Raw genomic sequence first — 26,292 nt, forward strand, 5'->3', positions numbered from 1 at the left:
GCGGGCTCAGACCAGGGCGGCGCGGCGCACGACCTCCGCCGGCGGCACGAAGGCGCCCGCCCGCTCGACCTCGTGCACCAGGTCGACCAGCAGCTGGTTGACCGGTGCCTCGCGCCCGCCGCGGTGAGCGGTGCGGACCACGGCCCCGGCCAGGTGGTCGATCTCGCTCGGCACTCCGCGGCGGACGCTCTGCAGCGTCGACCCGGGGTTCGGCACCTCGCCCATCCGCGCGGCCATCCGGCGGGGGAGCAACTCGACCAGGGGCAGGGGAGCGGCGGCCAGGGCGCGGACGGACGTGTTCGAGAGTCCCTGCAGCGAGCCGAAGCGGACGCCCGACGCGAGGCCCGTCCGGGCGGCCTCGCGCATCGACCGGGCGAGGACGCGCCGCAGCCCCGGATCGTCGATCGTCTCCTGGACCGAGAGCCCGGTGATCGCGGGCAGGGCGTTGACCTCGTTGATCAGCAGCTTCGTCCACTGCGCTCCGGTGAAGTCGTCGGTGACGGCGGTGGGGACCGCCTCGCCGAGCACGGCGGCGGCCCGTCGGACGTCGTCGTCGGCCGGGCCGCCGGGGACGCCGAGCGTGGTCGTGGCAGGAGCCGTGACGGTGACCCGGCCGGGTTCGAGGTGGCTCGCGGCGAAGAGGGCGAGAGCACCCACGAGCCGGGCGTCGCGCACCTGCCGGGCCGCCGCGGTGAGTCCGTCCAGTCCGTTCTGGACGACGACGACGAGAGTGCCGTCGACCGTGCGGCGGTTGGTGCGCAGCGCGTCCTCGGCGTCCTGCGCTTTCGTGCAGACGAAGGCGAGATCGGGCACGAGGTCGAGAGACTCGCCGCAGCGGACCCAGGCGGTGTGCTCGCCCCACGCCCCGTCGAGCCGGATCCCCGACCGGCGGATCGCGGTGAGGTGGTCGCCTCGGGCGGTGACCTCGACGTCGTGCCCGGCGCGGTCGAGAAGGGCGGCGATGGTGCCGCCGACGGCGCCTGCTCCGAGTACTGCGATCCTCATCCGGACAGCCTAGGACGGGCGGGCGAGGGCTCCGGCTCCACCCCGGGGGTACTCCCGATCCGTCCGTGTATCCTCGCACCCGTGCTCGAGACCCCCGCCCCGGCTCCGAACGGGATCCTCCTGCTGGACAAGCCCGGCGGCATCACCAGCCACGACCTCGTCTCGCGGACCCGCCGCCGCGCGGGGACCCGCAAGGTCGGCCACGCGGGGACGCTCGATCCGATGGCGACCGGGCTGATGATCCTCGGTCTCGGCCCCTCGACGCGCCTGCTCACCTACCTCGTCGGCCTCGACAAGCAGTACGAGGCGACGATCCGGCTGGGCTCCTCCACCACCACCGACGACCAGGAGGGCGAGGTGCTCGCCTCGGCGGAGCCCGCCCTCGTCGCGGCCCTCGCCCCGGAGTCGGTGTCCGACGCGATCGCGGCCCTCACCGGAGCGATCGAGCAGGTCCCGAGCACGGTCAGCGCGATCAAGGTGGACGGCCGCCGCGCCTACGCCCGCGCCCGCGACGGCGAGGAGGTCGTGCTCGCCTCCCGCCCCGTGACCGTCTCGGAGTTCGCCGTCCTGGCGAGCCGCCCGGTCGAGGGGTTCCTCGACCTGGACGTGCGCGTCACCTGCTCCTCCGGCACCTACATCCGCGCGCTCGCCCGCGACCTGGGCGCGTCCCTCGGAGTCGGCGGCCACCTGACCGCGCTGCGGCGCACCGCGGTCGGCCCCTTCTCCGTGGCCCAGGCCGGCGAGATCGACGAGCTCGACGTCCCCGCCGCGCTCCTGCCGCCGACGCTCGTGGCGGGCGAGCTGTTCCCCCTGCTGCGCCTCGACGCCCAGGAGGCGGGCGATCTCGCAAACGGCAAGCGCATCCCGGCCCCGGAGGCGGTGGCGGGCGCGAAGGGCCTCCTCGCCGCGGTCGGCCCGGGGGAGCGGCTGATCGGCCTCGCCGAGCGGCGCGGCACCCAGCTCAAGAGCGTCGTCAACTTCCCGACCGAGGACCTGCGGACGGCCGCCTCGTGATCGAGTGGTTCACGATCCTCCAGGTGGGGATCGCCGTCGCGGCCGGCCTGCTCTGCCTCGTGCTCGGGCTGCTCGCCCGCCGTCCCTCGGACGTCTCGGTCGGCGCGACGGCGATCGTCGAGCTGCTGCTGATCGTCCAGCTGGCGGTCGCGATCGTGTCGCCGCTGGTCGGCAACCGCCCGTCGGGGAGCCTGCCGGAGTACTACATCTACCTGATCTCGGCGCTGCTCCTGCCGCTCGCGGCCGGGTTCTGGGCGCTCATCGAGCGGAGCCGCTGGAGCACCGTGATCCTGGGCGTCGTCTGCCTCTCGATCGCGGTCATGGTCTACCGGATGCACCAGATCTGGTTCTTCCAGAGCGCCTGATCGGGCCCGCCACCGGGCCCGGCCCGGCGAGCGCCTAGCATGGACGTGCGATGTCGAAACCAGCCAGCGATGCGTCCGGACGGGCCGCTCACGACCCCTCAGTCCCCTCGGCCCCCGGGAGCGGAGAGCCGACCCGTTCCGCCCGCTCGCGCGGGATCGGCAGCCTCCTGGTCGTGGTCTACGGGATCCTCGCGCTCGCCGCGACGGGGCGCTCCGTCTTCCAGATCATCGACCGGTTCGACGAGGCGCCGCTGGCGTTCTCGCTCTCGGCGCTCTCGGCCGTCGTGTACATCGTCGCGACGGTCGCCCTGATCGTCCCGGGCCGCACCTGGCAGCGCGTCGCGTGGGTGACGATCACCTTCGAGCTGGTGGGCGTGCTCGTGGTCGGCGCGCTCAGCCTCCTCGCTCCGCAGCTCCTCGGGCTCGCGAGCGCCGACCCGTTCGGGCGCCAGTCGACGGTGTGGGCGGCCTTCGGCGCCGGCTACCTGCTGATCCCGCTCGTCCTGCCCGTGCTCGGCCTCTGGTGGCTCCGCGCGCAGGGGCGGCGCACGGCCCGGGCGGCCGCCTGATGCGCGTCGAGACCCGCCCCGGCGACCTGGCCGGGATCGGACCCTCCGCCGTCACGATCGGCAAGTTCGACGGCGTCCACTCCGGGCATCGGGCCGTCATCGGCCGGCTGCACGAGCGGGCCCGCGAGCAGGGGCTCGCCGCCGTCGTCGTCACCTTCGACCGCAATCCGCTCAGCGTGATCGCGCCGGAGAAGTGCCCGCCCGTCCTGGTCGGCAACGAGCAGAAGCTCGAGCTCCTCGCCGGGACCGGCGTGGACGCGACGCTGCTGCTCACCTTCGACGAGGCGTTCCGGGCGCTCTCACCCGAGCAGTTCGTCGAGCAGGTGCTGGTAAAGGCGCTCGAGGCCCGTGTGGTCCTCGTCGGCTCCGACTTCCGCTTCGGCGCCCGGGGAGCGGGCGACGTCGACCTGCTGCGCGTGCTCGGCGGGCAGCACGGATTCGAGGTGGAGCTGATCGACGACGTGCGGCCCGAGGACGGCCGCCGCGTCTCCTCCACCTGGATCCGCGAGCTGCTGGCCGAGGGCGACGTGGAGCACGCGACGCGCCTGCTCGGGCACGAGCCCGTCGTCCGCGGCGTGGTCGTGCACGGAGCGAAGCGCGGCCGCGAGCTGGGCTTCCCGACCGCGAACCTCTCGCCGCAGTCGCAGGGCCTGATCCCGGGCGACGGCGTCTACGCGGGCCGGCTCACCACCGACGGCGTCACGCATCCCGCCGCGATCTCGGTCGGCAGCAACCCGACCTTCGTCGGAGTGCCGCCCAAGCAGGTCGAGGCGTACGTGCTCGACCAGACGCTCGACACCCTCGACCTCTACGACCGCGTGGTCGACGTGGCGTTCGTCGGCCGGATCCGCGGCCAGGTCGCCTACGAGGGCGTCGAGCCCCTCATCCGCCAGATGAACCACGACGTGGTGCAGGTCCGCGAAGTCCTCGGCATCGACTGAGCGGGATGCCGGCCGCCGCCTAGCAGGGGCCGCGGGCCCGCACCAGCGGGAGAGGTCCCGGGGCCATCGGCGTACCGTGGCCGCATGAGCGAAACCCCCTCCGACTCGGCGCGCCCCCTCGCGCTCGTCACCGGCGCGACCGGATACATCGGCGGCCGGCTGACGCCGCGCCTCCTCGAGGCGGGCTTCCGGGTGCGCGTCCTGGTGCGCGACCCGCGCAAGCTGGTCGACGTGCCGTGGGCGGAGGAGGTCGAGGTCGCCCAGGGCGATCTCGGCGATCCGGAGTCGCTGGAGGCCGCGGTCGAGGGCGTCGACGTCCTCTACTACCTCGTCCACTCGATGGGCTCGGGCAACGACCACGCCCACTTCGAGGAGGTCGAGAGCCGCGCCGCGCAGAACGTCGCCACGGCCGCGAGGTCGGCCGGCGTCGGCCGCATCGTCTACCTCGGCGGCCTGCACCCCGAGGGCCAGGAGCTCTCGAAGCACCTCCGCTCGCGCGCTGAGGTGGGCCGGATCCTGATGGAGTCGGGAGTGCCGACGATCGCCCTGCAGGCGGGCGTGATCATCGGCTCCGGGTCGACCTCGTTCGAGATGGTGCGCCACCTCACCGACGTGCTGCCGTACATGCCCGCGCCGCAGTGGGTGCGCAACTTCATCCAGCCGATCGCCGTGCGCGACGTGCTGCACTACCTGATCGGCTCCGCGTCGCTCGAGGACGCCACGCTCAACCGCACCTTCGACATCGGCGGGCCCGACGTGCTCCGCTACGGCCAGATGATGAACGGCTACGCGGTCGAGGCCGGGCTCCCGCAGCGGCCGATCGCGTCCCTGCCGGTGTTCACCCCGTGGCTGGCCTCGCAGTGGGTCAACCTGGTCACGCCGATCCCGCGCTCGCTCGCGGTGCCCATCATCGCCTCGCTGCAGTACGACTGCGTCGTGCACGAGCAGGACATCCGCGCGCTCATCCCCGACCCCGAGGGCGGGCTGACCTCCTACCGCCGCGCCGTCCGGCTCGCGCTGGGAAAGATGCAGGCGGGCGAGATCGAGACGAGCTGGCAGAACGCGGAGGTCGTCGGCGCTCCCAGCGATCCGCTGCCGAGCGACCCGGAGTGGGCCGGCCACACGGTCTACGTGGACCTCAAGGAGCGCCGCACCCAGGCCGACCCGGCCAAGCTCTGGCGCGTCATCGAGGGCATCGGCGGCACCAACGGCTGGTACTCCTTCCCGCTCGCATGGGTGATCCGCGGCTGGATGGACCGCCTCGTCGGGGGAGTGGGCCTGCAGCGCGGGCGCCGCGACTCCGCGCGCCTGCACGCCGGCGACGCCCTCGACTTCTGGCGCGTCGAGGAGATCGAGCGGCCGAAGCTCCTGCGCCTGCGCGCCGAGATGAAGGTGCCCGGCGGGGCCTGGCTCGAGATGCGCGCCGAGCCCTCCGGAGACGGCGGCTCGGTCTACACGCAGCGCGCGGTCTTCTTCCCGCAGGGCCTCGCGGGCAGGCTCTACTGGTTCGCGATCCTGCCCTTCCACGGCATCATCTTCAACGGCATGGCCAACCGCATCACGGCCACCGCGGCCGACCTGCCGGACTCCGGCGACGAGCGCTCCCCTGGCGGGCGCCGGGTGCAGCGGTGACAATGGAGGGGTCCGGCGGCGGCGAGGCCGCCCGGGACGCCGACGAGAGGAGCACGATGAGCGAACGGTCGAGTACGGACGCGGGGCGCGGACTCCAGCTGGGGAAGGTCCTCTTCATCGGGGACAGCATCATCCAGGCGGGAGCCTGGGGCGAGTGGCTGACGGAGTCGACGGTCGTCGACGAGGGAGTCGGAGGGGCCACCACGGCGGACGTCGTCGCGCGGCTCGCCGAGCTGGTCGCGCAGGAGCCGGACACGGTGGTGCTGCTGATCGGCACCAACGACCTCGCCTGGCACCGCACGACGGAGCACGTCGTGCGCAACATCGAGACGATCGTCGCGACGTTCCGGCGCGACCTCCCGGACGTGCGCATCCTGGTGACCTCGGTCCTGCCGCGCGGACACGAGTTCGCGCCGCAGATCCGCGAGATCAACCGCCACCTGTGGCAGTTCGCGCCCACGGCGCACGCGGGCTACCTCGACCTGTGGCCGGTGCTCGCGGGCGAGGACGGCGGGCTGCTCGAGCAGTACTCGCCGGACGGCCTGCACCTCAACGAGGACGGCTACCGCGCCTGGCGCGAGGCACTGGGCCCGGCGCTCGAGGCGGTCGTGCGGATGCCTCCGCGGACCCGCCCGATCACGCTGCCCTACGACGAGTTCGCGCGGCCGAAGACGGCCTAGCGCAGCACCGTGGAGGGGGAGTCGAACGCAGGGTCGGCTCCCCTTCCGTCATTCCGCGGCCAGGGCGGCCTCGAAGGCCGCGAGGGCGTCCGCGGAGAAGAGGACGAACCGGACCTCGTCGAGTGCGCCGTCCGCGGTCGCCTCGCGGACCGTCTCCACCGCGATGCGCGCCGCGTCGTCCATCGGCCAGCCGTAGACGCCCGCCGAGACGGCCGGGAAGGCGAGCGTCCGCGCACCGAGACCGACGGCGGTGCGCACCGACTCGCGGTAGGCCGAGGCGAGGACGGCGCTGCGGTCCTCCGACCGCGAGTGGACGGGACCGACGGTGTGCACGACCCAGCGGGCGGGGAGGCGGCCGGCGGTCGTGGCGACCGCGGAGCCGGCGGGGAGACCGTCCGGCAGCTCGGTCCCGCGGAGCCGGCGGCACTCGGCGAGGATCTTTGGTCCGCCCGCGCGGTGGATCGCGCCGTCGACGCCGCCGCCGCCGAGGAGCGACGAGTTCGCCGCGTTCACGATCGCGTCGACGTGCTCGCGGGTGAGGTCGCCGCGCACGGCTCTCAGGGTGGTCACGACTCCTCCTTAAGGCTTCGTCCGAGGGCAGCGATCGCCGCAGGTCCCACGCGGCAGCAGCCGCCGATCAGATCCGCTCCCGCCGCGCGCCAGGAGGCGACCAGCGCAGGGTCGAAGGCCGCGTCGCCTGCCCAGCGACGCTCGACGGCGTCCCACTCCTCGCCGCTGTTCGGGTACACGACGACCAGCTTGCCGGTGACGGAGCGGGCGATGCGGACCGCCTCGGCGACGTCGCCGGGCGGGCAGCAGTTCACTCCCACGCCGACGACCTCCTCGGAGGCGGCGGCGACGGCGAGCGCCTCGGCCAGGGGCTCGCCGGACGCGGTGCGGCCCGAACGACCGCTCACGCAGATCCAGGCGGGGACCGAGGAGCCCGCGAGGGCCTTCACGACGGCCCGCACCTCCCGCACCGACGGGATGGTCTCAACGGCGAGCAGGTCGGGCCCGGCCGCGGCCAGGGTCTCCAGGCGCGGGCGGTGCCAGGCGGCGAGCTCGCCGACGGTGAGGCCGTCGTCGCCGCGGTACTCGGAGCCGTCGCCGAGGCTCGCACCGAAAGGGCCGACGGAGGCGGCGACCCAGCCGCTCTGCGCGCGCCGGGCCAGGTCGACGCTCTCCCGGAGGGCGCGCTCCGCGAGGCCCGGGGCCAGGCCCGCGGCCGCGAATCCGCTCGCGGACACCTGGTAGCTCGCGGTCACCGCGACCCGGGCGCCCGCCTCGGCGAAGGCGCGGTGCGCGGCGACGACCCGGCCGGGCTCCTCCAGCAGGACCCGGGCGCTCCAGAGCGAGGAGTCCACCGCGGCGCCCTGCGCCTCCAGCTCCGTGCCCAGGCCCCCGTCGAGCAGCAGCGGGCGCACCCGCGCCGCGGCGACGAGGCCGGCGGTCACGAGCGGTTGTTGGAGAGCTCGAAGATCTTCACGAGCTCGGCGATCGCCGCCTCGCGGGCGTCTCCGCCCTCCTCGAACATCGCGGTGATGTGCGTGCGGAGGTGGTTCTCGACGATGAGCTTGTTGAGCGAGCCGAGCGACTTCTGGATCGCGAGGGACTGCGTGACGATGTCGACGCAGTAGTCCTCGTTCTCGATCATCCGCTCGAGGCCGCGCATCTGGCCGCCCAGGATCCGGGCACGGTGCAGCGAGCGCTTCTTGACGTCCTCGATCACTCCTCCAGCCTACGCGCCGCAGGCGGTACCCGGGCGGGGTATGCGCGCCTACGATCGAGGGGTGAGCACCCGCAAGCCGTCCCGCGCGACCGCCGCCCGCTACCCCTCGCGCGACCGCGCCCGCATGGCGCTCGCGCCCGGGATCCTCGGCGCGATCGTGCTGCTGGCCGGGCTCGCCCTCGTCGGCTCCGACGCCTACGACTTCATCCGCTACCCGGTCGCGATCCTCGCGGCGGTCATCGGCTGGTTCGCGATCCAGGCGCGCGCACTCCTCTGGCTGATCGGGCTCGTCCCGGTGCTCGTGCTGTGGAACCCGGTGCTGCCGTTCGCCTTCCCGGACGCGATCTGGTCCTCGCTGAGCCTCGCCGCGGTCGGCGTCTTCGTGGCGGCGGGCCTCGTCATCCGCGTCCCGACTCCGGAATGACGACGAGCGCGACCGTCCGCGCGGCGGAGCGCCGACCGGACCGCCCCGAGGAGTAGACTGGCGGCGCACCCGCACGCCGGGGATGCTGCGACCGGGTCCCAGACCCGTTGCTCGGAGCTCCCGACGGCCACCGGATGCACCGACGCCCGACGCCTCTCCGGAGGCGATCCGGCGGATGCACGGCGACGGCAGCGCGCGGGAACCCCTCCTCCGCCCCCCGTCACACATCGAGGAGGAGCATGGCTCGCAGCGGCCAGCGTCAGTCCGGTCAGACGCGACGAGCGTCGAACGCCGCCGGGAGCCGACCCCGATCGCGCTCGCGCGGCGTGGACAACGCGGGGATCATCCCGATCCTCGCCCGCCGCGTCCGCGAGGTGGAGGCGAAGGCCCAGACCGGCAAGGTCGGACCGACCAACCGGACGAAGTTCCTGGTGATCGCCCTCCTGATGCGCGAGGAGCGCAAGCGGGTCAAGGTCGATCCCTCGCTCAGCGACGCGCAGCGCGCCGAGGAGATGAAGCGCCTCGACGGCATCGCCACGATCCTGGCCAAGACGGCCGCCCGCGACACCAGCCTGATCGCGCTGCTCGAATCGGAGGCCGGCGTCACGGCGGCCGCGCAGAAGCTCCGCCGCGACTGGCTGCTCGAGGCGGGCGCGGAGCTCAGCCCCGACGAGCTGCTCATCGTGACCGAGCCGGAGCCCAAGCCCGAGGTGCCGGTCAACCAGGTCGTGCCGCAGTCGGTGCGCGCCCGGCAGCTGGCGAACCCCTTCCTCCCGCCGGACTTCTCGATCGCCGAGGCCTCCGCTCCGGCGCCGCGTCGCAGGCTCGACGACTGGGAGCTGCTCGGGCCGCTCTTCAAGGCGTTCGAGTACGGAGCGGGCGGACGGGCCGCGAGCATGGAGCTCCCGGAGCCGCCGAAGCTCGACCGGGTCTCGCCGCGCGGCCGCGAGCTGATGCCGCACCAGGCGCGCTTCATCGAGAGCGCCCGCGAGGGGCACCGCAGCTTCCTGCTCGCCGACGAGCCGGGTCTGGGCAAGACCGCGCAGAGCCTCCTCGCCGCCTCGGTGGTCGGGGCGTACCCGCTGCTCGCGGTGGTGCCGAACGTGGTCAAGATGAACTGGGCGCGCGAGGTGGAGCACTGGACGCCGCAGCGGCGCGCCACGGTGATCCACGGAGACGGCGGCACGCTCGACGCGTTCGCCGACGTCGTCATCGTCAACTACGACATCCTCGACCGGCACATCGGCTGGCTCGGGAGCCTGGGCTTCCGCGGCATGGTCGTCGACGAGGCGCACTTCATCAAGAACCTCCGCTCGCAGCGCTCGCAGAGCGTGCTCGCGCTGGCGTCGAGGATCCGCGAGACCACTCCGGGGCACGATCCGCTGATGATCGCGCTGACCGGCACCCCGCTGATCAACGACGTCGACGACTTCCGCGCCATCTGGCGCTTCCTCGGCTGGATCGACGAGACCAAGCCGGGACCGGAGCTGATGGGCCGCCTCGAGGAGACGGGCCTCACCCCCGCCGACACGGGCTTCTACCCGGAGGCGCGCGAGGCCGTGATCGACCTCGGCATCGTCCGGCGCAAGAAGATCGACGTCGCCGCCGACCTGCCGTCGAAGCGGATCGTCGATCTGCCCGTCGAGCTGGACGACGACCTCGGCCGCTCCATCCAGAAGGCCGAGCGCGAGCTCGGCGCCCGCATGCTGCAGCGCTTCAGGGCGGTCACCTCCTCGATCACGCACGAGCTCGACGACGACGAGCGCGAGCGGTTCATCCGCATCGTGGCGCAGAGCGAGCTCGAGGAGTCGAAGTCGGCCAAGACCGGCGAGAACGTCTTCACCATGGTGCGCCGGATCGGCCAGGCCAAGGCGGCGCTGGCCGCCGACTACGCCTCGCAGCTGGCCCGCTCGGTGGGCAAGGTCGTCTTCTTCGCGAAGCACATCGACGTGATGGACCAGGCGGAGGACACCTTCGAGAAGCGCGAGCTGACGTCCGTCTCGATCCGGGGGGACCAGACCGCGGCGTTCCGCCAGACGCAGATCGACGCCTTCAACGAGGACCCCGACGTCTCGGTCGCCGTCTGCTCGCTCACCGCGGCGGGAGTCGGCGTGAACCTGCAGGCGTCGTCCAACGTGGTGCTCGCCGAGCTGTCGTGGACCTCGGCCGAGCAGACGCAGGCGATCGACCGCGTGCACCGCATCGGCCAGGAGGAGCCGGTGACGGCGTGGCGGATCATCGCGGCGCACACGATCGACGCGAAGATCGCCGAGCTCATCGACGCCAAGGCCGGTCTCGCCGCCCGCGCGCTCGACGGCGCGGACGCCGAGACGGCCTCGGCCGACACGGTGCAGCTGGACGCCCTCATGCACGTCCTGCGCGAGGCGATCGGCTGAGCGCACCCGACCGGGCCGGCTGAGAGCTCAGCCGGTCCGGGCGAGCGGTGCGGCGAAGAAGTCCTTCTCGAACGAACTCGACCGCAGGAACGCGTCCCTCATCGCGGCGCGCTGCCTCGGTGAGGCGTCGCGGGCGGCCTGCTCCGTGAACTCGATCGCCCGCTCGGTGGCCGTCGCGAAGACCGGGTCGCCGTAGGTGAGCAGCCAGTCCGCGTAGGGGTGCTCGGGGTGCCCGGAGGCGGCGAGGCGCGACCCGACGTCGGCGTAGAGCCAGAAGCAGGGGAGCAGGGCGGCGACGATCTCGCCGTAGCCGCCGCCCGCGGCGACCGCGAGCAGGTGGTCGGTGTAGCCGCGGGTCACGGGCGCGGGAGTCGCGTCCCTGGTCCCGAGCCGGTCGCGGTGCAGCTGAGCCTCCGCCGCGAGGGCGGACGCCGAGCCCTCGGCCCAGAAGACCTGCTCGGCGGTGGTCGGCGCGCGTTGCGCCGCCACGGCCAGGACGCGGGCGTACTCGGTGAGGTAGAGAGCGTCCTGCTCGAGGTACCACTCGAAGTCCTCCCGCCCGAGGGAGCCGTCGCCGAGGGCCCGCACGAACGGGAGCGCGTCGATCTCGTCGCGGAGGGTCCGCGTCCGCTCCCAGACGTCCGCGCAGAACGCCGGAGGACGTTGCCGGTGGAAGTGGTCGATCGGGCCGTTGCCGGAGCCGACCTCGAGAGCGTCGGCGGCGCGCAGGGCGCTGGTCAGCCACTCCTTGGCCTCCGTCAGCGCCTCGACCAGGGCGTCGGAGGAGGCGTCGCGCCCGGCCAGGAGCGTCGCCATCGCGGACGAGAGCGAGCACCCGGTGCCGTGCGTGTTCGAGGTGGCGACGCGCTCGCCGGGGACCTCGCGCACGAGGCCGTCGGGGGTGACGATCGCGTCCGGGGTGGCGGGGCCGTCGAGGTGGCCGCCCTTCACCAGCACGGCGGCCTCGAGGGCGCGGGCGAGTGCCGCTCCCTGCGCGAGCGCGGCCGGCCAGTCGGAGGCGGTCGGCTCTCCGGCCAGCACGCCCAGCTCGGGGAGGTTCGGCGTCACCAGGTCGGCGCGGCGGAGCAGGTCGCGCACGGCGTCCTCCGCCTCGGGAGCGAGCAGCCGGTGACCGCTGGTCGCGACCATCACCGGATCCACGACCACGACGGGCGGGCGGACCTCGTCGAGCCACTCGGCGACGACTCCGGCGTACTCGGCCGTGGCGAGCATCCCGATCTTCACCGCGTCGATCGTGACGTCGTCGCTCACCGCGTCGAGCTGCTCGCGGAGGAACGCGGCGGGTGGCAGGTGCACGGAGCGGACACCGTGCGTGTTCTGCGCGACGAGCGCGGTGACGACCGCCATGCCGTAGCCGCCGAGCGCGCCGATCGACTTGAGGTCGGCCTGGACGCCTGCACCGCCGGTCGGATCGGTGCCGGCGATGCTGAGGACACGGGGGACGCGGGCGCCGGCGGTCACCGGTCCCACTCCGCTCGGATCAGGCGGGCGGCCGCCGCGGGGTCGGCGGCCGTGCAGAGCGCCGACACGACCGCGAGGCCGGCCGCACCGGCGAGGCGGAGTGGCCCCGCATCCGCGGCTCCGACTCCGCCGATGGCGACGCAGGGCAGCGCCGTGGCCGCGGCGAGGGCGGCGAACCCGTCGACACCGAGGGGAGCGGGGTGGTCGGGCTTGGTCGCGGTGGGCCGGATGACGCCGACGCCGAGGTAGTCGACCGTCCCCGCGGGCAGGGCGCGGACGGCGGCGAGGTGCTCGGGGGTGTTCGCGGTGAGCCCGATCACCGCGTCGGGTCCGAGCAGCGAGCGGGCGGCGGTGACGGGGAGGTCGGACTGCCCGAGGTGGACGCCGTGGACGCGGGCGCCCGCGAGGCGGGCGGCGAGGGCGACGTCGACGCGGTCGTCGACCAGCAGGGTCGTGCGCTCGTCGAGGACGGCGGCGACGGCCCGGGTCAGGGCGACGAGCTCGGCGGCGGGGGCGTCGTGATCGCGGATCTGCACGGTCGTGACTCCGCCCCGGACGGCGGCGGCGACCACCGCGGGCACGCCGCGCGGGCCGCACTGGGCGGTGTCCGTGACGAGGTAGAGCGAGAGGTCGAGGCTCATGCGATCCGCGCCCCGGCCTCGGCGTCGGCCGGCTGGAGGGCAGCGAGGGCGTCGAGGAGGCCGACGGCGAAGGACCCGGGACCGCTGCTCGCGGCGGCGGCCCGCTCGGCGGCGAGGCCCCAGACCGCGGAGGCGCTGACGGCCGCGTCGAGCGGGCGGGCGCCCGCGCCGAGGAACGCCGCCATCACGGCGCCGAGCGCGCAGCCGCCGCCGGTCACGCGGGTCAGCAGCGGGTGGCCCCCCGTGACCCGGACGATCCGCTCGCCGTCGGTGACGAGGTCGACCGCTCCCGAGACGGCGACCACGCCGCCGGTGCGGCGGGCGAGGACGCGGGCGGAGTCGAGCGCCTGCTCGGCGGTGTCGACGGCGTCCACGCCGCGGCCGCCCGCACCGGCTCCCGCGAGGGCGAGGATCTCGGAGGCGTTGCCGCGGATGATCGCGGGCCGCGCCTCGAGCAGCTCCACCGCCAGAGCGGTGCGGACGGGCAGCGGGCCCACGGCGACCGGATCGAGCACCCACGGGGTGCCGGCGCGTCCGGCCGCGGCGACCGCCTCGCGAGCACCCTCGCGCTGCTCCGCTCCGGGCGTGCCGAGGTTGACGAGCACGGCGGAGGCGAGGCCCGCGAAGACGCCCGCCTCGCCGGGCAGGTCGCACATCGCCGGGCTGGCGCCGAGGGCCAGGAGGCTGTTGGCGGTGAAGCCGGTGACGACCGCGTTCGTGATGCACTGCACCAGGGGCCCGGCGGCGCGGAGCTCGGCGAGATCGCGACCCACGGACGCCGGGTCGGGCGCCGTGTCGGCGGGGAGGGTCGGGTGGACAGGCGTGCGAATGCTCATTCGCGACATCCCTTCGCTAGTACGAACTAGATCAGGTTCAACGGGTCTTCTCTCAGCCCTGGCGGGCACCCCGTGTCACTGCGCACGACCCTAGCAGCGGGCGCGGGCGCGCTCGCTGCTGCAGTGCGAGAGGAGCCAGCGGGCCGTCGTCGCCCCTTCGCCCGGGAGCGGCCGCTCAGCCGGTGAGGATCGTCGAGTCGCCGCGCGGCCCCACCGCGACGCGGAGGCCGATCGGCAGCCGCTCGCGCATCGCGTCGACGTGGCTGATCAGGCCGATCGTCCGACCGCCCGACCGCAGCTCGTCGAGCGTGCTGAGCGCCGTCTCGAGCGTCTCGGCGTCGAGCGAGCCGAAGCCCTCGTCGATGAACATGGTCTCGAGCGAGATGCCGCCGGACTGCGCCGTCACCACGTCGGCGAGGCCGAGGGCGAGGGCGAGCGAGGCGAGGAACGTCTCGCCGCCGGAGAGCGAGGCGGGCTGCCGGCGGACGCCGGTGAAGGCGTCGAGCACGTCGATCCCGAGGCCGGAGGCGGCGCCGCGGTAGGCGAGCGAGTCGTCGTGGGCGAGCGCGTAGCGGCCGCTGGTCATCGCGTCGAGGCGGAGGTTCGCCGCGGTCACGATCTCCTCCAGACGTCCGGCGAGGGCGAAGGCCTCGAGGTCCATCCGGCGCGTGTTCTGCCCCCGGCCGGAGACGGTCTCGGCCAGCGCGCGCAGCTCCTCGTGGCGGCGGAGGCGCTCACCCAGCACCGCGAGGCGGCCCGCGGCCGTCGCGGCGAGCTCGGCCAGGCGCTCCGAGCGGTGCTCGAGCACGGAGAGGCCGGCTCGCGCCTCGTCGCGACGGGCGGAGGCCTCGCGCGAGCGCTCCTCGGCGGCGGCGAGGTCGACGGCTGCGCCCGGCAGTCCGCGGAGCTCCGGGTCGGCGAGCACCGCCTCCGTCGCGCTCCGCCGTCGCTCGTGCTCGGCGACGACGGCCTCGGCCCGCGCCCGGTCCCCGCTGGCCAGCGCGGCCGACTCGGCCTCCTCGGCGGTCGTGAAGCCGCGCTCGGCGAGGACCTCGGCGAGCTCCTCCCGGGCGGCGGCGGCGGCCTCGGACCGCGAGACGGCCGCCTCCTCGGCCTCGACCAGGGCGACGGCACGACGGCGCTGGGCGTTCAGCTGCTCGACGCGCGAGGCGACGCTCGTCGCGCCGTCGCGGAAGGCCTCGACGCGCTCCCGCAGCAGCCGCAGCGCTTCAGCGGCGAGGGCGGACTCGTCGGCGCGGGCGCGGTGCTCCTCACGAGCGGCGTCCCGCCCGGTCGTGAGAGCGTCGATCCGGGTGCGCAGCCGGATGCGCTCGCGCCGCAGCTCCTCCATGCGGGCGGCGGCGCGGCGCGCCGAGGCGAGCCGCTCCTCGTGCGCCGGGCGGAGCGACTCCGGATCCGCGTCCTCGCCCACGCGCTCCTCGAGCGCCGCGAGAGCCCGAGCCGCGGCTCCCTCGCGCTCGCGGGCGCCGTCGAGGGCGGCGGCGGCGCGCTCCACCGCGACGCGGGCCCGGTCGAGGTCGTCGGTGCCGACCGTCGTCGGGCCGTCGTGCTCGGCCGGGCGGGGGTGCTCGCACGAGCCGCAGACGGGGCAGGGCTCGCCCGGCTCCAGCCGCTCGGTGAGCTCCCCGGCGAACCCGGCGAACCGGCGCGCGATCAGGGCGGCCTGCTCCGCGGCGCGCTCGCCGTGGACGCGCGCCGCGTCGGCGTAGGCCGTGCCGAGCCGCTGCAGACCCGCCGCAGTGAGATCGCGCTCGAGGGCCGCGGCGATCCTCCGCTCGAGCGCGGCGAGCTCGTCGACGCGCGTGGGGACAGCGGCGGCCTCCCCGGCCAGGGACTCCTCCTCGGCGGCGAGCGCGTCGACGCGGGCGGGCAGCTCGCGCAGCTCCGCCTCGATCCCCGCGAGCGCGGTCGCCGCCGCCTGCTCGGCGCGTGCGGACCGCTCGGTGACGCGCTCCGCGTCGGGGAGCCGGCGCTCCTCTGCCAGCGCCTCGGCGAGGGCGCCGAGGACAGCGGCGAGCCGTTCGGCCGTCTCGGCGGCCGGGCCCCCGGACGCGTCCCCGTAGGCGTCGGCGGCGAGGTCGCGCTGCTGCCGGGCGGCCCGCTCCTTCTCGGCGGCTGCCCGGGCGGAGCGGAGCAGCGGCAGCACGCCGTCGGCCCGGCGCGCGCGCTCGATCGCGGCCCGCTGCTGCTCGACGTGCGACTCGGCGACCACGAGCTCCTCCGCCTCGATGAGGGCGCGCCGGCGCCGCTCCAGGCCCCGTGCGATGCGCCGTGCCTCGTCGAGAGCGGTGCCCGCGGCCTCGTGCGCCGCGTCGGCCGCGGCGGAGCCGGCCCGGGCCGCCTCGAGCGGAGCGGCGAGCCGCGCCGGCAGCCCGGCGAACCAGGCGGCGTCCGGCAGAGGCGGCTCGGCTCCGTCATCGAGGAGCCGGACGGCCTCGTCCGCGAGCGCCGTCACGGCCGCGCGCTCCTCCTCGAGCCCGACGGCGCTCGCGTCGCGCTGCTCGAGCAGGCGGCGGCGGAGCAGATCGAAGCGCTCGGTCGCGAAGAGCGTGCGCAGGAGCCGCTGCCGGTCGTCGTTCTTCGCGAGCAGGAACTCGTGGAAGCGGTTCTGCGCCAGCAGGATCACCTGGAGGAACTGGTCCTTCGTCAGGCCGACGATCCGGCCGATGTCGGCGCCCACCTCCTTCGCGCTCGACGAGAGCCCGACCCAGGTGCCGTCGACCTGCTCCAGCAGCTCGACCTTCGCCGGCTGGGTCGTGGTGCCGGTGCCGCGCCGTTTCGGCCGCTCGTACTCGGGCGAGCGCCGGACGCGGTAGACGCGCCCCGCCGCCTCGAAGTCGAGCTCGGCGAAGGTCTCGTCCTCGGGGCCGCTGTGGTCGCTCCGGAGGCGCGAGGCGGTGCCGTCGAAGCGGGGGACCGAGCCGTAGAGCGCGAACGCGATCGCGTCGAGGATCGTCGACTTGCCCGCTCCGGTGCGCCCGGCGATGAGGTACACGCCCACGTCCTCGAGCCGGTCGAAGTCGACGCACTGCTCGGCGCGGAACGGTCCGAGTCCGGCGAAGGCGAGTCGGCGGATCCTCACCGCAGAGCCTCGGCCTCGACGGCCGCGAGCGCGTCGAGGGTGAGGGCGCGCTCGGTCTCCGTGGCGCCGTGACCGCCGCGGACGTGGGCGAGGAAGTCGTCGACGACCTCCACGTCGCTCCGCCCGCGGATCCGCTCGGCGTACGCGCGCGGCTCGGCCGCGGCGTGCGGGGGCCGGTGCTCGAGCGTGGCGCAGCCGGGGAAGCGCGACTGCAGGCGCGCCATGGCGTCGAGCGGGCGCACGGGATCGGTGAGCACCGCCGAGACCCAGTCGCCCTCCACCTCGGCCAGGGAGGGATCGCGCAGCAGCTGCTGGAGCTCGCCTTCGATCACGCTGAGCCTCCTCGGCACGGGGAGCGGCGACCACTCGACGCCCTCGAGCCCCTCGGGCCCGATCGTCACCAGCCAGGCACCGCGCGGCTTCGACGCCTCGCCGAACGAGTAGTGCAGCGGCGCTCCGGAGTAGCGCACTCCCGGCAGCAGCTCGGCGCGTCCGTGGATGTGCCCGAGCGCCGCGTAGTCGGCCGCGGCGAAGTGCTCGACCGAGACGTAGTCGAGCCCGCCCGCCGTGATGTCGCGCTCGAGGACCGCGGCCGGGGCTCCGACCGCGAAGCAGTGCGCGAGCACGACCCAGGGACGGCCCGCCGCCTCGGCGGCGGCGCGCACCCGCGCCATCGCGAAGGCGAGCACGTCCTCGTGGCGGCGCAGCTGCTCCTCCGGGTGCCGGTGGCGGAAGAGGGCGGGCTCGAGGAAGGGGATGCCGTGGACGCCGACCTCGAGGCCGGACGCGTCGCGCAGCAGGACCGGCTCGGCGTACGCCTCGGGGTCGGTGAGGACGTGGACGCCCGCTCCGCGCAGGAGCCCCGCCTGGAAGCCGAGCCGGGCGGGGGAGTCGTGGTTGCCGCTGGTGAGGACGACCTCGGCGCCGGCCGCGCGGATCGCCTCGAGCGTGCGGGTGAGGAGGGTGTAGTGCTCCGCGGCGGGCACGGCGGAGTCGAAGACGTCGCCGGCGATCAGCACCGCGTCCACGCGCTCGGCCTGCACTGTCTCGACCAGGGCCTCGAGCACGGTCGCGAGCGCCGCCGTCGTGGAGTGCCCGTGGAAGGTGCGGCCGATGTGCCAGTCCGAGGTGTGCAGCAGCTTCACGGTCGTCCTTCCTCTGCGTCGTCCGGGGGAGCGCCTCCAGGCTAGTGAGGCCCTCCGACACCGGCGGCGCAGCGGACACCTCCCGTTCACCGGGAGGTGCACAATAGGGCGTCGGTCGAGCAGAGGAGATGGTCGTGAAGCTGCCCCGCGTCCCCGCGACGATCCTGGGTCTGGGCTCGCGCACCCGCGCCGCCGCCGAGGACACCGCTCCCATCCAGCGTCTGCGCCCGGACGACGAGCCGGCCCGCACCAGCACGGTCGACAACGCGATCTACCAGGACGGCCGCCGGGTCGTCTCTCCCGGCAGCATCCCGGAGGCGCTCGCCGCCCTGCAGAAGCTGCCCGACGCGATGGCGTGGATCGGGCTGTACCGGCCGAACGCGGCCGAGCTCGCCGCGCTCGAGGACGAGTTCTCGATGCACCCGCTCGCCCTCGAGGACGCGATCAGCGCGCACCAGAGGCCCAAGCTCGAGCGGTACGGCAGCGACATGTTCGTGGTGCTGCGCGCCGCCAGCTACTCCGACCAGCGCGAGGAGGTCGACTTCGGCGAGCTCCACCTGTTCGTGGGGTCGAACTTCGTCGTCACGGTCCGCCACTCCGAGAAGCCCGACCTCTCGCTGGTGCGGCGGCGGATGGAGGCCGATCCGGAGCTGCTGCGCGTCGGCCCGGTCGCCGTGCTGTACGCGATCCTCGACGCCGTCGTGGATCAGTACTCGCCCGTCGTCGCCGGTCTCGAGAACGACATCGACGAGATCGAGGCGCAGGTCTTCGAGGGCGACCCGGCGGTGTCCCGCCGCATCTACGAGCTCAGCCAGGAGGTGCTGGACTTCCAGCGTGCGGTCGCTCCGCTGACCGGCATGCTCGGGCGGCTCGTCACCGACTTCGAGGTGTTCCAGTCGGATGTGGAGCTGCGCCGCTACATCCGCGACGTCGCCGACCACGTCGCGCTCGTCACCGAGCGGGTCGACGGCTTCCGCACCACGCTGCGGGAGATCCTGGCGGTGAACGCGACCCTCGTCGCCCAGCGCCAGAACGAGGACATGAAGAAGCTCGCGGAGGTGGGCAACCAGCAGAACGACGAGGTCAAGCGGATCTCCGCCTGGGCGGCCATCTTCTTCGCGCCGACCATGATCTCGAGCATCTACGGCATGAACTTCGACGTGATGCCCGAGCTGCACGTGGCGTGGGGGTACCCGGCGGCGCTCGCGGCGATGCTCGCCTCGAGCGTGGTGCTGCACCGGCTCTTCAAGCGGTGGGGCTGGCTCTGAGCCCGCGTCCCGCGACGTGTCAACACCGTGACGGTCCCGGAGGCTCCGCGTAGCGTCGCTCGTGGGCCGTCCGGCCCCTGAACGGAGGGACTCCCGATGACTCCGGAGGACACGACCACGACGGCCCCGCGGCCCCGCTCCCTCTGGCGGGCGGGCGCGGCTCCGATCCCCTCCGACGAGTTCATGCCGGGCGCGCACTTCGATGACGTCGTGGTCGGCGCCGGACTCACCGGGCTGGTCACCGCGCTCCTCCTGCAGCGGACTGGCCGGCGCGTGCTGGTGCTGGAGGCGCGGGAGGTCGGCGCGGTCACGACCGGGAACACGACGGCGAAGCTCAGCCTCCTGCAGGGAGCGCACCTCTCCCGGATCGCGGAGCGCAACATCCCCGCGGTGACCGAGGCCTACGTCGCGGCGAACCTCGCGGGCTTCCGCTGGCTGCTCGACTACTGCGAGGGCGCGGGAGTGCCGGTGCAGAGGCGCACCGCCTACAGCTACGCGCAGACGCCCGAGGGCGTGGACGCCGTCCTGAAGGAGCACGCGACCGCGCGCCGCTTCGGCCTCGCGACCCGCCTCGTCGGCGAGCTCGACGTGCCCTTCCCCAGCACGGCGGCCGTGGCCCTCGACAACCAGGCCCAGTTCGACCCGATGGACGTCCTCACGGCGCTCGCCGCCGACTTCCGCGCCGCCGGGGGCACCCTGGTACAGGGCGTCCGGGCCCTCGGGATGCGAGCGACCGCTCCTGTCCGGGTCCGCACCAGCGCGGGCCCGGTGACCGGGGACCGGGCCTACCTGCTCACGGGCGCGCCGATCCTCGACCGCGGCCTCTACTTCGCCAAGATCGCCGCGCTGCGCTCGTACGCGGTCGCGTTCCGCACCGACGCGCCGATCCCCGACGGCATGTACCTCTCGGTCGACGAGCCGTCCCGCTCGGTGCGCGACGCCGAGCGCGACGGCGAGCGGCTCCTCCTGATCGGCGGCAACGGCCACCCGGTGGGGCGCAGGCCCGTCACCTCGGAGGCGGTGGACGACCTGGTCGCCTGGACGCGGCGGTCCTTCCCGGGGGCGGAGCCGGTCGCGCAGTGGAGCGCCCAGGACTACGAGCCGTTCCACCGTGTGCCGTTCGTGGGCTGGCTGCCGCGGGGCCGCGGACGGATCTTCCTGGCGACCGGCTACGACAAGTGGGGGATGACCAACGCGGTGCAGGCCGCGATGACGCTCGTCGCCGACCTCGAGGGCGGGACGCCGGCCTGGGCGAGGACGCTGCACCGCCGGCCCACGCTGCCGCGGGTGATGGCGGAGGGGCTCGGCGCCGGGCTGGCGGTGGGCGCCTGGTACGCCCGCGGCTGGTCGGCAGCGCTCCGCGCGCCCCGCTCGGCCGGGGTGGTGCCGGCGGAGGGCCAGGGCTCGCTCGCCCGCGACGGCCTGCAGCCCGTCGCTGTCTCCACCGTCGAGGGGAGGCGCTGCGCGGTGTCGGCGGTGTGCCCGCACCTGGGCGGGATCGTCACCTGGAACGACTCGGAGCGCAGCTGGGACTGTCCGCTGCACGGCTCCCGCTTCGCAGCCGACGGGACGGTGCTGGAGGGGCCGGCGGTCGAGCCGCTCGCCCCGCTGGGCTAGGCCGGCCGCCGGCTCCGCGGAGCCGAGCCGGCGGCCGGCCCCGCAGAGCAGGCGGCTCAGTCCTCGTCCGCTCCGGGCTCCGCGACCTCGTCGCCGTCCGCGCCCGAGGCATCGCCGGTCGTGTGCAGATCGGTGTCGCCCGGGATGCTGAAGTCGCTCAGCGGGTCCAGGGGCTTCTTGTCGTCGGTGTCGTCGCTCATGCCTGCCACCCTACGAGCGTCCGGCGAGGCGCTGCACCGCGGCGACCGGGATCGACAGCCACTCCGGCCGGTTGCGCGCCTCGTAGATCGCCTCGTAGACGGCCTTGTCGAGCTCGAACGCGTCGAGCACCGCCCGGTGCGCGGTGACCGCGTCGCCCGCCTGCTCGGCGTAGCCCTCGAGGAACGCGGCACGGCTCGCCGCCGCCCACGCCGCCCTCGAGGCGCCCGGCTCGGCCTGCTCGTGCGCACCCGCCGCGTAGTCGAAGGAGCGCAGCATCCCCGCCACGTCGCGGAGCGCCACGTCGGGAAGACGGCGCTCGTGCATGGGCCGCAGCGGCTCGCCCTCGAAGTCGAGGAGCACCCAGCCGCGATCGGGCACGGACAGGACCTGCCCGAGGTGGTAGTCGCCGTGGATGCGCTGGAGCCTCGGCCACGGCGCGGTCTCGGCGGCGCGGAACACGGCCTCGATCGCCTCCGAGTCCTCGGCGATCACGGGGACCTCGGCCGAGGCGATGCGCAGGCGACGGCGCATGGCCGCGACCATCCGCTCGACGACCTCGGACGTGGTGTCCTCGGTCGGCATGACCTCCGCCAGCGTCGCGTGCACCTCGGCGGTGGCGCGGCCCAGCTCGCGGGCGGGTCCGGTGAAGTCGGAGTCGGCGGCGACCGCCTCGAGGGCGACGCGCCACGCGTCCTGGACCCCGGGGAGGAACTCCTGCGCGAAGGCGAGGTGCCCGAAGGCGCGGCCCGTCTCCTCGCCCTCGTCGTCCCACTCGCCGGTCACGTTGCCGATCACGGGCGGGACGAGGGCGCTCCCGGCGGCGTTGAGCGCCGACTGCACCGTCACGTCCGGGTTGTCGCCGTGGTGGAGGGCGCGGAAGACCTTGACGATCACCGGGGTCGCGTCGGATCCGTCGTCGGCGGTGGTGCGGACGATCACCGAGGTGTTCGACTGCTCGCCGCTGAGCACCTTCGAGGACGCGAACGCCCCGATCGCGGCACCCGGCTGCCGGTGGCCCTCGGCGCGGGCGCCGCCCTGGGCGCCGTCCTCGTCGGAGCGGCCGCCGTCGGCGATCATGCCGAGCAGGGCGCGGGCGAACACCGGGTCCCGTGGAGCGTCGTACACGAAGTGCGAGTCGTCGGAGTAGACGAGGGCGTCCTCGAGCCCGGGCACCGGAGCCGCGTGGACGGTCACCGGGACCTGATACAGCACCGGGCTCGTGCCTGCCCGGTCGATGAAGAGGTGGTCCACCACCTCCGCCTCGCCGGGGTGCAGCGACCAGGCGCCGCGGACCTCCAGCTCGGGGCGCCGCCCCTTGCTCGCGTACCACCTCTGGTCCGCCACCCATGCGGCGATGCGGTCGATCGACAGGCCTGCGCTCATGCTCTTCCCTCCGTCGGCACCCCGAACCCTACTGGCCGCGGACGACGGGCGGAGGGGCTTGCGGCGGGGCGCTCAGGCCAGCTCGAGCACGTCCAGCGTCCAGGCGTACTCGAACGCGATCTCGCGCCAGCGCTCGTAGCGTCCGCTCACTCCGCCGTGTCCCGCTGTCATCTCGGTGCGCAGCAGCGCGGGAGCGCCGACCTCGCGGAGCCTGGCCACCCACTTCGCCGGCTCCACGTACAGCACCCGGGTGTCGTTGAGGCTCGTCGTCGCGAGGATCCGGGGGTACTGCACGCCCTCGCGGACGTTCTCGTAGGGCGAGTACGACTTCATGTAGGCGTACACCTCGGCGTCGTGCAGCGGGTCGCCCCACTCGTCCCACTCGATCACCGTGAGCGGGAGCGACGGGTCGAGGATCGAGGTGAGCGCGTCGACGAACGGGACCTGCGCGAGGACACCCGCGAACGCCTCCGGGGCGAGGTTCGCGACCGCGCCCATCAGCAGGCCGCCGGCCGACCCTCCCTGCGCGACCAGGCGGGCCGGAGAGGTGAAGCCCGCGTCGACCAGGTGCCGCGCCGCGGAGACGAAGTCGGTGAAGGTCGTCCGCTTCGCCAGCGTCTTCCCGTTCTCGTACCAGGAGCGGCCCATCTCCCCGCCGCCGCGGACGTGCGCGACGGCGAAGACGACGCCGCGGTCGAGCAGCGAGAGGCGCGCGATCGAGAAGCCAGGGTCGATGCTCGCCTCGTACGAGCCGTAGCCGTAGAGGAGGAGCGGCGCGGGGGCCGAGTCCGGATCGGCGGCGTCGCGGCGCCAGACGAGCGAGAGCGGCACCCGCGTGCCGTCCTCCGCCACGGCCCACTCCCTCCTCTGCACGTACAGCGCGGGGTCGTAGTCGCCGAGCACCGGCTGCTGCTTGAGCACCGTGCGCTCGCCCGTCGCGACGTCGAGCGCGAGCACGGTCGAGGGGGTGACGAACGAGGTGTAGGCGAGGCGGAGGGAGGGCTGCTCCCACTCCGGGTTCCCCGCCAGGCCAGCGTCGTAGAGCGGCTCGTCGAAGACGATCTCCTCGAGCCGCGCTCCGGCGCCGTCCTCGCGGAGCAGCCCGAGCCGGGTGGCTCCGTCGGCGCGGTACGAGACGACGACGTGCCCGGCGAAGGCGTCGACGCCCTCGATCCGGCGACCCTCGCGGTGCGGCACCACCACGCGGCGCTCGCGGGCCCGGGCGTCGGCGTCGAGCGACAGGTCGGCCGGCTCCTCGACGATCTCGAAGTCGAGGGCGCCGTCGTTGTGCACGATCAGCAGGCGGTCGTGCCCGTCGACGACCGCGTGCTCGACCTCGTACTCCACGCCCTCTCGGCGCGGCCACACCGAGCGGAAGGAGCCGGTCGGGTCGGACGCGTCCAGCAGCAGGCACTCGCTCGTGATCTTGCTGCCGATCTCGATGACGAGGAAGCGGCGGCTGCGGGTGAGGCCCACGCCGATCCAGTAGCGCTCGTCGGGCTCGGCGAAGACGACCTCGTCCGGGGTCCCGGCGCCGACCTCGTGCCGCCAGATCGTGTCGGGGCGCCAGGACTCGTCGACGGTCGGGTAGAAGACGAAGCGCGCGTCCGCGCCGAAGGTCGCTCCGCCGCCGGTCCCCTCGATGACGTCCGGCAGGTCCTCGCCGGTCTCGAGGTCGCGGATGCGGAGGGTGTAGCGCTCGTCGCCCTCGACGTCGGTGCCGAAGAGCAGCCGTCGGCCGTCCGCCGAGACGTCGAAGCTGCCGAGCGAGAAGAAGTCGTGCCCCTCCGCCTCCGCGTTGCCGTCCAGGACGACCTGCTCGCCCTCGAGCGGACCGCCCTCGGCGATCGACGGCGGCGTCCAGTCGTCCGGCCCGCTGATCGGCGCTCGGCAGTGCACGGCGTACTGGCGGCCCTCGTAGGAGCGCGAGAAGTACCACCAGGAGCCCTCCCGGACGGGGACCGAGAGGTCGGTCTCCTTCGTCCGCGAGCGGATCTCCTCGAACAGGCGCTCGCGCAGCGGAGCGAGAGGAGCCAGCACCGCCTCGGTGTACGCGTTCTCGGCCTCGAGGTGCGCGATCACCTCGGGGCTCTCCTTCTCGCGCAGCCACTCGTAGTGGTCGACCACCACGTCGCCGTGGTGGCGGCGCTCGAGGGGGACGCGGCGGGCGACGGGCGGAACGGGCGCGGTCATCGCTCCAGCCTAGGGCGAGGGCGCCCCTGGCCGCCCGGGGTGCCGCAGCGGCGCCGGGCGTGATCACAATGGAGCATGGCCAGCGGTGCGGAGAACGAGTCGGCGACGTCCCGGGCGGGCGGTGCGCGGAGAGTGCAGACCGAGGTCGAGCGCAAGTACGACGTCGACGCGGGCACCCGGCTGCCCGACCTGACCGGCACCGGGAGCGTCGCGAGCGTCCGCACCGAGGAGCCGGTGACCCTCCGCGCCGAGTACTTCGACACCGCCGAGCGCGCTCTGTCCCGGGCGCGGATCACGCTGCGCCGCCGCGAGGGCGGATCCGACCAGGGCTGGCACGTCAAGCTGCCCGGCTCCTCCGGCCGCACCGAGATCCACGCGGAGCTCACGGCCTCGCGCACGGTCCCGTCCGCCGTCCGCGAGCCGGTGCTCGGGCAGGTGGGGCGCGCGCCGCTCGAGCCGCTGGCGCTGCTCGAGACGGTCCGCTCGATCACCCGCGCCCTCGACTCCCACGGGCGGGAGCTCGCCGAGATCGCCGACGACCTGGTGACCGCGCGCGACCAGCGCACCGGCCGCGAGCGGCGCTGGAGGGAGTGGGAGGTCGAGCTCGTCGACGTCCCTGGGGACGAGGGCGAGCGGGTCCTCGACGCGATCGAGCAGCGCCTCCTCGCCGCGGGCGCCCGCCCGGCCGCCAGCGCCTCCAAGCTCGCCCGGGCCACCGGCGGCCCGATCGAGGAGGCGGTCCCGGATCCGCGGAACGGCGGGGAGGCGGCGCTCGCCGCGGTCCGCTCGCTCCTGCGCGAGCTGCGCGCCGTCGACCCGCGGGTGCGCCTCGAGGCCGACGACGCCCTGCACCGGATGCGCGTGCTCGCGCGCCGGCTCCGGTCCGTCCTCGCCGCCTCCCGCTCCGTGCTCGACCGTGCGGCGACCGACCCCGTGCGGGACGAGCTGCGCTGGCTGGGAGGGGTCCTCGGCGCGGCCCGCGACCAGGAGGTGCTCGCCGAGCGGTTCCGCACCTCCCTGGCGGCCGTCGAGGGCGCCCCGAGCACCCCCACCGCCCTGCTGGAGGAGATCGAGCACCGGCACGCCTCGGCGCTGCGCCGCGTCGACCGCACTCTGCGCGGCGGCCGCTACCTCGCGCTCCTCGCCTCGCTCGACGCCCTGCTCGCGGATCCGCCCCGCACCGCGCGGGCGGGCTCGAGCGCGACGGCGCTGGTGCGCCGCTCCGTCGCGAAGGACCTCGCGCGCATCTCCGCGGCGGGCTCCGCGGCGGCCGGCGGCTCGCTCGAGGCTCGTCACGACCTGCGGAAGGCGGCGAAGCGGCTCCGCTACACCGTGGAGGCGTGGCGGGCGGTCGTCCCCGAGGCCGTCGGCGCCCGGCGCCGCTCGCTCGCCGAGGCGGGCGAGGACCTCGCCGACGCCCTGGGGGAGGAGCGCGACGCGCTCGCCGCCCGTGCGCTGATCCTGAAGGAGGCCGATCGCAGCGGGGAGGGGGCCTTCGCGCTGGGGGTCGTCGCCGCCGAGGAGCGGCACCGCGCCAGGCGGGCCGCGAAGGCCGCGGAGAAGGCGGGGGACCGTCTGGGGTCGCTCTCGCGCTGACCGTGCGGCCCCGCGGTCGCTGTCAAGCCGACGGCCCGGTCACACGGACGAAATCCACGGCGGATAATGTGA

The 26,292-nt window shown here is 74.6% G+C and carries 23 protein-coding genes and 1 riboswitch; of the genes, 11 read left to right on the forward strand and 12 right to left on the reverse strand.

Annotated features, from left to right (window positions below; all coding sequences use genetic code 11):
- Window positions 1-6: 6 nt before the first annotated feature.
- Complete coding sequence (locus C5C37_RS04430) at window positions 7-1,005, reverse strand: ketopantoate reductase family protein (protein ID WP_104338529.1); 999 nt, start codon at window positions 1,003-1,005, stop codon at window positions 7-9.
- 81 nt (window positions 1,006-1,086) lie between these two features.
- Here C5C37_RS04430 and truB point away from each other — a divergent pair, with 81 nt between their 5' ends.
- The 6 genes from truB (at window position 1,087) to C5C37_RS04460 (ending at window position 6,206) form a co-directional block, all read left to right on the forward strand.
- Entirely contained in the window at window positions 1,087-2,019 is a 933-nt protein-coding gene (gene truB / locus C5C37_RS04435; RefSeq protein ID WP_104223057.1) for a tRNA pseudouridine(55) synthase TruB, read from the forward strand.
- Window positions 2,016-2,384, forward strand: coding sequence for a hypothetical protein (locus tag C5C37_RS04440; protein WP_104327287.1), 369 nt, complete (start codon window positions 2,016-2,018; stop codon window positions 2,382-2,384). Before truB ends, C5C37_RS04440 begins: the two co-directional genes overlap by 4 nt.
- A gap of 50 nt (window positions 2,385-2,434) precedes the next feature.
- Complete coding sequence (locus tag C5C37_RS04445) at window positions 2,435-2,953, forward strand: hypothetical protein (RefSeq protein WP_258063425.1); 519 nt, start codon at window positions 2,435-2,437, stop codon at window positions 2,951-2,953.
- On the forward strand, window positions 2,953-3,894 hold the full coding sequence (locus C5C37_RS04450) for a bifunctional riboflavin kinase/FAD synthetase (RefSeq protein WP_104327315.1): 942 nt from the start codon (window positions 2,953-2,955) through the stop codon (window positions 3,892-3,894). Before C5C37_RS04445 ends, C5C37_RS04450 begins: the two co-directional genes overlap by 1 nt.
- A gap of 84 nt (window positions 3,895-3,978) precedes the next feature.
- Entirely contained in the window at window positions 3,979-5,526 is a 1,548-nt protein-coding gene (locus C5C37_RS04455; RefSeq protein WP_104233790.1) for an SDR family oxidoreductase, read from the forward strand.
- A gap of 56 nt (window positions 5,527-5,582) precedes the next feature.
- Window positions 5,583-6,206 (forward strand): GDSL-type esterase/lipase family protein, encoded by a 624-nt coding sequence (locus C5C37_RS04460; RefSeq protein WP_104225671.1) that lies wholly within the window; start codon window positions 5,583-5,585, stop codon window positions 6,204-6,206.
- 48 nt (window positions 6,207-6,254) lie between these two features.
- On the opposite strand, the gene C5C37_RS04465 is transcribed toward C5C37_RS04460, so the two are convergent.
- Genes C5C37_RS04465 through C5C37_RS04475 form a run of 3 tightly spaced genes read right to left on the reverse strand, consistent with a single transcriptional unit; the run spans window position 6,255 to window position 7,935 of the window.
- Window positions 6,255-6,776, reverse strand: coding sequence for an O-acetyl-ADP-ribose deacetylase (locus tag C5C37_RS04465; RefSeq protein ID WP_104287582.1), 522 nt, complete (start codon window positions 6,774-6,776; stop codon window positions 6,255-6,257).
- The gene (mmuM, locus tag C5C37_RS04470; protein ID WP_104287581.1) at window positions 6,773-7,660 is read right to left on the reverse strand and encodes a homocysteine S-methyltransferase; all 888 of its coding nucleotides are present in this window, start codon (window positions 7,658-7,660) and stop codon (window positions 6,773-6,775) included. Before mmuM ends, C5C37_RS04465 begins: the two co-directional genes overlap by 4 nt.
- Complete coding sequence (locus C5C37_RS04475; protein ID WP_104338530.1) at window positions 7,657-7,935, reverse strand: metal-sensitive transcriptional regulator; 279 nt, start codon at window positions 7,933-7,935, stop codon at window positions 7,657-7,659. Before C5C37_RS04475 ends, mmuM begins: the two co-directional genes overlap by 4 nt.
- A 61-nt stretch (window positions 7,936-7,996) precedes the next feature.
- On the opposite strand from C5C37_RS04475, the gene C5C37_RS04480 reads away from it, so the two are divergent.
- On the forward strand, window positions 7,997-8,359 hold the full coding sequence (locus tag C5C37_RS04480; protein ID WP_244229446.1) for a DUF6804 family protein: 363 nt from the start codon (window positions 7,997-7,999) through the stop codon (window positions 8,357-8,359).
- Between the two features lie 239 nt (window positions 8,360-8,598).
- Window positions 8,599-10,755: a DEAD/DEAH box helicase gene (locus C5C37_RS04485; protein ID WP_104225603.1), complete on the forward strand. Its 2,157-nt coding sequence runs from the start codon at window positions 8,599-8,601 to the stop codon at window positions 10,753-10,755.
- A gap of 27 nt (window positions 10,756-10,782) precedes the next feature.
- On the opposite strand, the gene thiD is transcribed toward C5C37_RS04485, so the two are convergent.
- From thiD to C5C37_RS04510, 5 genes are all read right to left on the reverse strand, one after another.
- Entirely contained in the window at window positions 10,783-12,237 is a 1,455-nt protein-coding gene (gene thiD, locus C5C37_RS04490) for a bifunctional hydroxymethylpyrimidine kinase/phosphomethylpyrimidine kinase (protein WP_104246563.1), read from the reverse strand.
- Window positions 12,234-12,878, reverse strand: coding sequence for a thiamine phosphate synthase (thiE, locus tag C5C37_RS04495; RefSeq protein WP_104255108.1), 645 nt, complete (start codon window positions 12,876-12,878; stop codon window positions 12,234-12,236). The genes thiD and thiE overlap by 4 nt, the downstream gene beginning before the upstream one ends.
- Window positions 12,875-13,714, reverse strand: coding sequence for a hydroxyethylthiazole kinase (thiM, locus tag C5C37_RS04500; protein ID WP_104246561.1), 840 nt, complete (start codon window positions 13,712-13,714; stop codon window positions 12,875-12,877). The genes thiE and thiM overlap by 4 nt, the downstream gene beginning before the upstream one ends.
- Window positions 13,706-13,797: riboswitch (TPP riboswitch) on the reverse strand. Its footprint overlaps the gene before it by 9 nt.
- Window positions 13,798-13,889: 92 nt before the next feature.
- The gene (locus C5C37_RS04505; protein WP_104338531.1) at window positions 13,890-16,817 is read right to left on the reverse strand and encodes an AAA family ATPase; all 2,928 of its coding nucleotides are present in this window, start codon (window positions 16,815-16,817) and stop codon (window positions 13,890-13,892) included.
- Window positions 16,814-17,962 carry an exonuclease SbcCD subunit D gene (locus C5C37_RS04510; RefSeq protein ID WP_104338532.1) on the reverse strand — a complete coding sequence of 383 codons (1,149 nt, stop codon included), beginning with the start codon at window positions 17,960-17,962 and terminating at the stop codon, window positions 16,814-16,816. Before C5C37_RS04510 ends, C5C37_RS04505 begins: the two co-directional genes overlap by 4 nt.
- 128 nt (window positions 17,963-18,090) lie before the next feature.
- On the opposite strand from C5C37_RS04510, the gene C5C37_RS04515 reads away from it, so the two are divergent.
- Complete coding sequence (locus tag C5C37_RS04515) at window positions 18,091-19,230, forward strand: magnesium and cobalt transport protein CorA (protein WP_104223070.1); 1,140 nt, start codon at window positions 18,091-18,093, stop codon at window positions 19,228-19,230.
- Window positions 19,231-19,326: 96 nt separating this feature from the next.
- On the forward strand, window positions 19,327-20,847 hold the full coding sequence (locus C5C37_RS04520) for an FAD-dependent oxidoreductase (RefSeq protein WP_104260935.1): 1,521 nt from the start codon (window positions 19,327-19,329) through the stop codon (window positions 20,845-20,847).
- Between the two features lie 56 nt (window positions 20,848-20,903).
- Here C5C37_RS04520 and C5C37_RS17400 read toward each other — a convergent pair whose 3' ends face one another.
- From C5C37_RS17400 to C5C37_RS04530, 3 genes are all read right to left on the reverse strand, one after another.
- A complete protein-coding gene (locus C5C37_RS17400) occupies window positions 20,904-21,047 on the reverse strand; it encodes a hypothetical protein (RefSeq protein ID WP_159914626.1) in 144 nt (47 codons plus the stop codon).
- A gap of 10 nt (window positions 21,048-21,057) precedes the next feature.
- Window positions 21,058-22,431: a phosphotransferase gene (locus tag C5C37_RS04525; protein ID WP_104287575.1), complete on the reverse strand. Its 1,374-nt coding sequence runs from the start codon at window positions 22,429-22,431 to the stop codon at window positions 21,058-21,060.
- 72 nt (window positions 22,432-22,503) lie between these two features.
- Window positions 22,504-24,624 carry a S9 family peptidase gene (locus C5C37_RS04530; protein ID WP_104272684.1) on the reverse strand — a complete coding sequence of 707 codons (2,121 nt, stop codon included), beginning with the start codon at window positions 24,622-24,624 and terminating at the stop codon, window positions 22,504-22,506.
- A gap of 75 nt (window positions 24,625-24,699) precedes the next feature.
- Here C5C37_RS04530 and C5C37_RS04535 point away from each other — a divergent pair, with 75 nt between their 5' ends.
- Window positions 24,700-26,220: a CYTH and CHAD domain-containing protein gene (locus C5C37_RS04535; RefSeq protein ID WP_104268503.1), complete on the forward strand. Its 1,521-nt coding sequence runs from the start codon at window positions 24,700-24,702 to the stop codon at window positions 26,218-26,220.
- Window positions 26,221-26,292: the final 72 nt, after the last annotated feature.

This window comes from Rathayibacter sp. AY1F9, from assembly GCF_002932155.1.
GTDB lineage: Bacteria > Actinomycetota > Actinomycetes > Actinomycetales > Microbacteriaceae > Rathayibacter.

Coding starts and splice junctions, on each gene's coding strand:
- C5C37_RS04430 (WP_104338529.1), bottom strand. CDS start 1,005: ATGAGGATCGCAGTACTCGGAGCAGGCGCCGTCGGCGGCACCATCGCC.
- C5C37_RS04445 (WP_258063425.1), top strand. CDS start 2,435: ATGTCGAAACCAGCCAGCGATGCGTCCGGACGGGCCGCTCACGACCCC.
- C5C37_RS04450 (WP_104327315.1), top strand. CDS start 2,953: ATGCGCGTCGAGACCCGCCCCGGCGACCTGGCCGGGATCGGACCCTCC.
- C5C37_RS04455 (WP_104233790.1), top strand. CDS start 3,979: ATGAGCGAAACCCCCTCCGACTCGGCGCGCCCCCTCGCGCTCGTCACC.
- C5C37_RS04460 (WP_104225671.1), top strand. CDS start 5,583: ATGAGCGAACGGTCGAGTACGGACGCGGGGCGCGGACTCCAGCTGGGG.
- C5C37_RS04485 (WP_104225603.1), top strand. CDS start 8,599: ATGGCTCGCAGCGGCCAGCGTCAGTCCGGTCAGACGCGACGAGCGTCG.
- thiE (WP_104255108.1), bottom strand. CDS start 12,878: ATGAGCCTCGACCTCTCGCTCTACCTCGTCACGGACACCGCCCAGTGC.
- thiM (WP_104246561.1), bottom strand. CDS start 13,714: ATGAGCATTCGCACGCCTGTCCACCCGACCCTCCCCGCCGACACGGCG.
- C5C37_RS04515 (WP_104223070.1), top strand. CDS start 18,091: ATGGTCGTGAAGCTGCCCCGCGTCCCCGCGACGATCCTGGGTCTGGGC.
- C5C37_RS04520 (WP_104260935.1), top strand. CDS start 19,327: ATGACTCCGGAGGACACGACCACGACGGCCCCGCGGCCCCGCTCCCTC.
- C5C37_RS17400 (WP_159914626.1), bottom strand. CDS start 21,047: ATGAGCGACGACACCGACGACAAGAAGCCCCTGGACCCGCTGAGCGAC.
- C5C37_RS04525 (WP_104287575.1), bottom strand. CDS start 22,431: ATGAGCGCAGGCCTGTCGATCGACCGCATCGCCGCATGGGTGGCGGAC.
- C5C37_RS04530 (WP_104272684.1), bottom strand. CDS start 24,624: ATGACCGCGCCCGTTCCGCCCGTCGCCCGCCGCGTCCCCCTCGAGCGC.
- C5C37_RS04535 (WP_104268503.1), top strand. CDS start 24,700: ATGGCCAGCGGTGCGGAGAACGAGTCGGCGACGTCCCGGGCGGGCGGT.